The 7,660-nt window shown below is 56.9% G+C and carries 7 protein-coding genes; 2 read left to right on the top strand and 5 right to left on the bottom strand.

What is annotated here, in order from left to right; genetic code table 11:
- Positions 1-49: 49 nt before the first annotated feature.
- The 3 genes from L692_RS0126880 to L692_RS0126890 all read right to left on the bottom strand — a co-directional run bounded on the left by L692_RS0126880 (position 50) and on the right by L692_RS0126890 (position 3,743).
- Positions 50-1,507: a S8 family serine peptidase gene (locus L692_RS0126880; protein ID WP_025703037.1), complete on the bottom strand. Its 1,458-nt coding sequence runs from the start codon at positions 1,505-1,507 to the stop codon at positions 50-52.
- A 268-nt stretch (positions 1,508-1,775) separates the two neighbouring features.
- Complete coding sequence (locus L692_RS0126885; RefSeq protein WP_025703039.1) at positions 1,776-2,753, bottom strand: aldo/keto reductase; 978 nt, start codon at positions 2,751-2,753, stop codon at positions 1,776-1,778.
- 63 nt (positions 2,754-2,816) lie between these two features.
- Entirely contained in the window at positions 2,817-3,743 is a 927-nt protein-coding gene (locus L692_RS0126890) for a LysR family transcriptional regulator (protein WP_025703043.1), read from the bottom strand.
- Between the two features lie 96 nt (positions 3,744-3,839).
- Between L692_RS0126890 and L692_RS0126895 the strand changes: the two genes are divergently transcribed.
- Both L692_RS0126895 and L692_RS0126900 read left to right on the top strand, forming a co-directional pair.
- Positions 3,840-4,763: a DMT family transporter gene (locus L692_RS0126895; protein WP_025703045.1), complete on the top strand. Its 924-nt coding sequence runs from the start codon at positions 3,840-3,842 to the stop codon at positions 4,761-4,763.
- Positions 4,760-5,365, top strand: coding sequence for a flavin reductase family protein (locus L692_RS0126900; protein ID WP_036725906.1), 606 nt, complete (start codon positions 4,760-4,762; stop codon positions 5,363-5,365). The genes L692_RS0126895 and L692_RS0126900 overlap by 4 nt, the downstream gene beginning before the upstream one ends.
- Before the next feature lie 102 nt (positions 5,366-5,467).
- On the opposite strand, the gene L692_RS30930 is transcribed toward L692_RS0126900, so the two are convergent.
- Together L692_RS30930 and L692_RS0126910 are read right to left on the bottom strand one after the other, a co-directional pair.
- The gene (locus tag L692_RS30930; RefSeq protein ID WP_025703049.1) at positions 5,468-6,565 is read right to left on the bottom strand and encodes an FUSC family protein; all 1,098 of its coding nucleotides are present in this window, start codon (positions 6,563-6,565) and stop codon (positions 5,468-5,470) included.
- A 462-nt stretch (positions 6,566-7,027) separates the two neighbouring features.
- Positions 7,028-7,660 (bottom strand): class I SAM-dependent methyltransferase (locus tag L692_RS0126910; protein WP_025703051.1); only part of this gene is annotated, 633 nt, incomplete at its 5' end.

A 7,660-nucleotide genomic window follows, 5' to 3' on the forward strand; every position in this document is an offset into this window, starting at 1 on the left:
TGAAAATTCATTCATTTGGGGCAGGCCCATTCAGGACGCCGGTACGAGATTATCGGCTCAATGCATTGAAAATATTGGCTTCTCCCGAGCCGAACAGGGGGTCTTGCCCCGGCTTACCCAGATCGTCAGCCGTCTGCTTGATGAGCGCCTGGACCTGGGCCGGCGTATATTCCGGGTGGGCGGCCTTGATGACGCCCGCAATGCCCGCAACCTTCGGAGCGGCCATCGAAGTCCCATGCAGCAGCGCATAGCCCCTCAGGTTCGAAGTGAAGTAAGGCTCCAGATAAGTCGGCCATGTGCTGAGCGTACGGAAGTGGAAATCCCGCTCGTCGAGATTTCGGCTTGCATCATAGACCGGACCGTTGTCCCCGCCGGGAGCCGCCACGTCGATCGTGCTGCCGTAATTGGAATAGAACGCGATCTTGTTCGAAGACCATTGATTCGATGAAGACACGTTGATGACGCCCGGCAGCGTGCCCGGCACTTCTTTCACGGCGCTTTTGAAGGTCAGGCCGAGGTATCCGTATGTCTGGTTCATATAATCGATTACGGAGCCCGAGTCGTTCAGATTCAGCGACTCGTTGCCAGCGGCAGCAACAACCGTTACATTGCGTTTCACCGCATACTGCAGCGCCCGCTTCCAAAGGAGCATGTCCGCCACATCATTGTACTTGAAACCATAATAGGTGTATCTGGCAATGCCGTCGTAGCCCCCGATCGACATATTGATAACATCGACCTTGTCCTTGGCAGCCTGAACGATGGCTGCGGCGATCCATGAGGTTGGCGCGCCGCCCTCGGCCGCGAATACACGGTACGAACGGATGCCAAGGCCGGGACCTACGCCTTTGACCTTGCCGTTGGCCGCTATGGAGCCAGCCACATGGGTGCCGTGGCCATCGCGGTCCCTGAGATCGCTTGGATCGCCTGTTTCGCTGGCGTCGACACCTGCCGGGACAAAGTTCACGCCCCCGAGGAAATTCGCCTTCAGGTCAGGATGTTCAGCGTCGATTCCCGTGTCGATGACGCCAACAACCGCTTTGTGCGCAACCGTGCCGTCGGGGCTTGTGGCGCCGCCCGTTTCCAGCTTGTAGGAGGCCCCGTTATTCGTAATCCGCTTGATGTCCCACTGATAGGGCCAATACGTATCCGCGTCCTGCGGAATATCGGTCACTGGCTGGCCGTCGGCGCCGGCGGTGTCTTCATCAAGCTGATACACCATTTCGCGGTTGGCCGCTTGAATGCCTGAAATCCCGCTCAGATTCGCAAGAAAGTCCTGCCTTTCCGATTCTGCTTCGAGTCCGCTTAGTTCCGGGATGGCCCGCAGGACTGTTCCTCCGGCCTTCGTCACAATGGTTTCATAGTCTGCCGGAAGTGAAGACTGAAACGCGATCACATATTTTTGTTTCTCAGGGGCCTGTTGGGCCGGTTTCGCATAACCCGATCCCGCCAACAGACTTGTGGCGACCAGCATTGAACCTGCGACAGCAGCGACCTTTGTTCTCAAATTTCGTTCCTCCCAGTAATGAAATAACCGTATTTTGCCGGTTTTCACTGTAGTATATCAGCTTTGGGATAAATAGCTTGTCCGAAATTGTCGATAGCAATGGAATTATTTTACTTAAGTTTCCAATGGGCCAAGAAGATTGAACAGGGGCGCTTAAGCCGTATAGCAGGCGGGAAAATATCCGGCCATCCAAGTATGGATACGCTAACCCTGGCCGGGCATATGTTCAATAAATAGCACCCGAATGCGGGAGCGGGCCTAACGCCCTTTACTCCGGCAGGCGGTACACCGCAAACGGCTCGCCGTGGATGAACGGGCGGCTAATAGCGCCGAGCTTATCCTGTACCTCGTCGCCAAGAGCAAGGGACACGCTCTTCAGGCTCTCGGCCAGCTGCTCCGCCCGGGTAGCGCCGACAATGACGGTGGACACCGCCGGACGGCTCATGAGCCAGGCCAGGGACAGCGCGGCGGGCGTTGTCTCCAGCTTGGCCGCGAGCGCCGCTGTCTTCCGCCCCAGCGCGATCCGTTCAGCGGTCAGGAACCGGGCGAAGTTCGGGTCGGTGTCGGCTCTGGAGCCTGCGGGCGCCTCATTCCCTTCGCCGTATTTGCCGGTCAGGATGCCGCCGGCCAGCGGAAAATACGGGATGATGCCGACGCCCTGGTCCTGGCAGAGCGGGACCAGCTCTTGCTCCGGCGTACGATCAGCCAGCGAGTAGCTGCATTGCAGCGAAACGTAGCGCTCATAGCCCGTCCGTTCGCTGATGCCGAGCGCCTTCATCAGCTCCCACGCCGCATAATTGGAGGCGCCGATGTAGCGGACCTTGCCCGAGGATACCATGTCATCCAGCGTCCGCAGCGTCTCCTCAAGCGGAGTATGCGGATCAAAGGTATGAATCTGGTACAGGTCGACATAGTCCGTCTTGAGGCGGCGGAGACTGTCTTCCAGCTCCCGCATCAGGTGGAACCGGGATGAACCGCTGCCGCCGGGGCCGGGGTGCCGCACCAGTCCAGCCTTGGTTGCGAGTACGGCCTCATGCCGTCTGCCCGTAAGCGCCTCTCCGATAATCCGCTCCGACTCCGTTCCGGCGTAAATATTAGCGGTGTCGATAAAGTTGATCCCGTTATCAAGGGCGGTGTGCAGCACCGCCGCGGAAGCGGTCTGATCCGCCCGCTTGCCGAAGGCGTTGGTGCCAAGCCCCAGCTTCGACACCTGAAGTCCGCTTCTTCCAAGTCGGTTATATTTCATCCTTCAATTCTCCTTTAAAGTAAGGTGTAGCCGCGTAACGCAGCCCAGTCGTAAATTCGAGGCTTAAAATGCCGTCCTATGCAGGTCCGGGTCAGGGTTGCTCCGCTTCAAGTCTTCCGCTTCTTTTCCTGCGAACAGCTCCAGCGCCGTGTCGATAAAGAGCCGAACCGCAATCGAGCAGTTCTCCGCCGATCTTACGGACAGGTGGATATCCCTGTATGCTTCAGGCTCAAGCTCCCGCACAGCTACGCCGTCCGGCACTGACAGCAGCGACAGCCGGGACATCACCGCCACAGCCAGCCCCTCCCGGACCATATTCAGCGCGGTGTTATAATTGCGGACCTCATATTTGGCCGTAAGCTCCGTCTCCGCCCTTTGGAAGAGATCGATGACCGGAGGCTCGTAGCCGGATTTGCAGACCAGCATCGGCTCATTCTCCAAATCTTTAACGCGCACAATGGCTTGCTGCGCCAAGGGGTGTCCGGTGGGCACCACTGCGTACAGCTTCTCCCGGAACAACGGGAAGGTGTCCTGTCCGTCAAGCGGCGGAATCAGAAGGCCGACATCAACAAGTCCGGTGTCCAGCCATTCCCTTACCTCCATTATGGTGCCTTCATGCAGCCGGAATTCGAGATTGGGATACTGACGGGAGATGGCGGCAATAATTTTGGGAATAAAATAAGCCGCTGCCACGGGAAAAGTGCCGACCGAGATTAAACCCTTGTCCAGCCCTTTTTCCGCCGCAACCTCCTGCTCCACTTTGCTGAAGCCTTTGAGAATATCGCGAAAAATAACCAGTATCCGCCTGCCGACCGCTGTCAGCGCAATCCCGCGCCGATCCCGGACGAGAAGCTGGACATCCAGCTCGGTTTCAAGGGTGGAAATCGCCCGGCTGACCGCAGGCTGGGTCATGTTCATTTCCTGTCCGGCCCGGGTGAAGCTGCCGCTCTCCGCAATTTTGACAAACAGCTCAATTTGTCCTTTGTTCATAACAGTTTTGGTATGCTCCTTATAATTAACATTCATTTTATTTATATCTAGAAGTATTGTATCATCAGTACAGGATGAATAACAAGGAGGAGTACAATGTCTCGGCAAAAATCTACAGTTCTCTTATTAACATTTCTTGTGCTGGTCTGGGGGATCAACTGGCCGTTATCCAAAATAGCGCTGGAATACGCGCCGCCGCTGCTGTTCTCGGGAATCCGGACCCTGATCGGCGGGGTGCTGCTGATCCTGATCGGGCTGCCCAAAGCGCATCTGCTCCGGTTCAAGACGCTGTGGCCGGTATATTTAAGCTCTGCGCTGCTAAGCATAGTGCTGTATTATGGCTTTCAAACGATCGGGCTTCAGTACGTGCCGGCGGGGCTGTTCTCGGCAATCGTATTTCTTCAGCCGGTGCTGCTCGGAATTTTCTCCTGGCTGTGGCTTGGGGAAGCGATGCACGGGCAAAAAATGGCGGGGCTTGCGCTCGGATTTCTGGGTGTGGGCTGCCTGAGCGCAGGGGGGTTGACCGGCAGCATTTCGCTGTGGGGCGTTCTGCTCGCATTGGCCACCGCCCTGTGCTGGGCTTTCGGGACGGTATATTTAAAGCGGATGATGGACCGGGTCGATATGCTGTGGATGACCGCTATGCAGATTACGCTCGGCGGACTGATTCTGCTGGCAGCGGGGAGCGTGGCGGAGCCATGGCAAGCCATCCGATGGAACCTCGCTTTTGTCGCCGTTACGCTCTTTATTTCCGTCTTTGTCATTGCGCTTGGCTGGCTTGTCTATTTCAAGCTGATTAACGAGGGCGAGGCGGGAAAAGTGGGCTCTTATACTTTTCTGATCCCGCTTGTATCCATCGGCGCGAGCGTCCTCTTTCTAAATGAGAAGATAACGGTTAATCTGGTAATAGGACTGCTTCTGGTCGTAATCAGCATTTTGCTGGTCAATGTCCGCATACAGCGCCAGCGGGCGTCTGTATTGGCCGATTATCAGGCTCTCGAAGGAGGAAAAATATTATGATTATTAAAATGAATGAACAGACGCCTCATGACAATTACAAGCTGCTCATCGGCAGCGTTGTGCCGAGGCCCGTTGCGTTCGTTACCTCGATCAATGCGGAGGGGATTGTTAACGCGGCGCCATTCAGCTTTTTTAACATTGTGAACGATAACCCGCCGATGATCATGTTCTCCTGCGGACGGCATGCCGATGGCACGCTGAAGGATACGGCCCGCAATATTCTGGCCAATCAGGAGTTTGTCGCGCATATCACGGACGAGGACAACATTGAGGCGATTAATCATACCTCCATCAATGCGCCGGAGTCTGTCAGCGAGCTGGGGCTTGCGGGACTGACCGCCGTTCCCGGCACCATGGTGGCGGTACCCCGGGTGCAGGAATGTCCGGTTGCCATGGAATGCCGCCTTGCGCAGCATGTTCCGCTGGGGCACTTCGATGTGTTCATCGGCGAGGTGCTGAGCTTCTATGTGCGGGACGATCTCATCCAGAACGGCCGGATCGACATCGGCAAGCTGAAGCCGGTCAGCCGCCTGGCCGGGTTGTCATACAGCGCGATTGGCCGGATCTTCGATCTGGAGCGGCCGGTTTACGAGGAGCGATAACAACGATGCTTGCAGGCAAAGAGAAACGGCCTCTCGGGAAGAGAGTCGCCAGGGGATTCTTGCAAGTGCTCAACCTTGGAAAAAAAAGGGACGCTCCCAAGCTTAAAGCTTGTGGGAGAGTCCCTTCTTTGCAAAGCGCACGGCGCGCTCCAGCCGGGCGCGGACGCGCTGCGGAGCGGCGGAGCAGACGGCGTGATCGGCGCGCTCCACCTCGTCCAGCAGCCGGTTCATGTGCGAGAAGACAGCGCCCAGATCGCGGATGGCGGTCAGCGGGCAGCTGCCCTGAAGCTCGGAGAAGCTGGAGAGCTGAAGCTCGCGGGCGCGGCGCAGAGCTTCCGGAAGCGAGCTGCGGCATTCCGTATCCGACAGCGTCTTGGCCCCGAAGATGGCGATGCAGTCAGCTGTAGCGGTCAGCGTCTCCCGCATCCAGTCGGCGGAAGCGAAATGCGGCGGCAGAAGCCGCATTTCACTTGCGATTTCTTTCACATACCCATGCATCGTTTGTAAATGGGAGATCGACTCCTTCATGACGGACAGATCATGTCTGCAGGGCACATGGGACAGTGTAAAGACAAGCTCGCTTTGTTTCTGAGCGCTGCTCTTAAGCAGCTGACCGGACCGTTTCAAAGCTTCGGACTGGCCACTTTCATCACGTCCCGGCGCGAGTCCGTTCAGCCCGTCGGCGAGCAGCAGGGTGCCCGCGAAGGCTGTGCTCTTCACGTTGACGAAGCCCTTGGGCGGTACGATAATCATATTGAAGAGCAGGGCGAAGGCCACGCCAATCAGTGTCTCCGAAGCTCTGAAAATCACATAATGATCCTGGATAAAGGTCAGCGCCAGTACCGAGGTAACGCCCACCTGTGTAATCGCCTGGAAGTTGATCCGGCAAGCGGTCGCCACGCCGAGCCCAATCAGCAGAATCAGCAGGATCGACAGCGGGCCGACGTTGAAGAAGTGGCCGATCATCAGGCTGACAGTCCCGCCGAGGACAATGCCGAGCAGCCGGTAGATGCCTTTTTCGAGCGAGGCCTTGACGCTGCCCTGGGTAATCAGAATCGCCGCCAGCGGCGCAAAGTACGAGAACTCGCCGCCGTACATGGCGTGAACAGCCATCCAGGACAATGAGGCTGCCAGTGTAACCCGAATCATATATAGCGAAAAACCGAATTTTTCAAGGCGCTCCTGCAGCCCCTCGTTCATGTGCTCGTCATCTCTTTTCGAAAAAATTTTAGAAAAAATATGAGGTTTTCAATCAGCTTCATTATATCACTCTGTAAGTGAGGTATCGTGAGGCAGTTATTACAACATTGCGAACAACATGCGAAGGCGCCGGAAGCGGCCGGAAAAAGCAAGAATGCCGGGAAGCGAAAAACCGGATATGATAGGCTGCCCCTCCGGTCTACAGTTCTGGATTCATTGTAACCATGAACCTTTTTTTCACTGTTTACCATGAGGGGGGAATGCCGCCCTGCCTGGACGTGCAAGCCTTTTTCCATTTCAGCGGGCCTGCCGGTTATTTTCTGCTCACCCAAACCAGATAAATTACACAGTTCCCTGAAAATTCCACATCGGCATAAGGCGGGCCAATCTGTACGGGAGAGACGAATCTCCATTGTTCGCTTCCATGGTGGCCCCTCCATATCGTGACTTTATGCGTTCCGTTCATTTGATCCCCAGTCTCATATGGTAGCTGAACAGCGTCTCCAGGGTCCGGCCGTTAAAATAATGCTCCACCGCTTCCCGGTAACCCGCAATCTCCTTATCCAGCTCGCCTCCGCCAAGCCGCAGCACGGTCTGAACGCTGCCCTGGCTGAGTGTAAGTCCGACATACCGTTCCGCGCCGCAGCGCTCCATGTTGTGGAAGGCGATCTCGCGGACGAAGGAGAATTCACCGCTTGCCCCGATGCGGTCCAGATGGCCTTCCTTGTTCCACTTAACCGCCCGCTCCTCGGCAGGTATCCGGCGGCTGATAATGACATCGGCCTGCTCGATCAACTCGTTGTAGCGCGTCTCGATATCCGGCTCAAGCACCGGCGGCCAGTCGCAATCGTAAGCGGCGAAGACTCCGCCCGGTCGCAGCACCCGCGAAACCTCCTTCAGCGTGCTCACCGGCTCCATCCAGTGGAAGGACTGGGAGCAGGTCACAATGTCGGCGGAGGCAGCAGGAAGCTCCAGCGCGTTGGAATAGCCGGAAATGAACGATATGCTTGCCGGACTGCCCAGCGCGTGCCACTTCTCCAGAGCCTTGCCGCGCATATCGTCGCCCGGCTCAACGCCGATAACGGCATCGGCGGC

The organism is Paenibacillus forsythiae T98 (genome assembly GCF_000520735.1).
GTDB lineage: Bacteria > Bacillota > Bacilli > Paenibacillales > Paenibacillaceae > Paenibacillus_AQ > Paenibacillus_AQ forsythiae.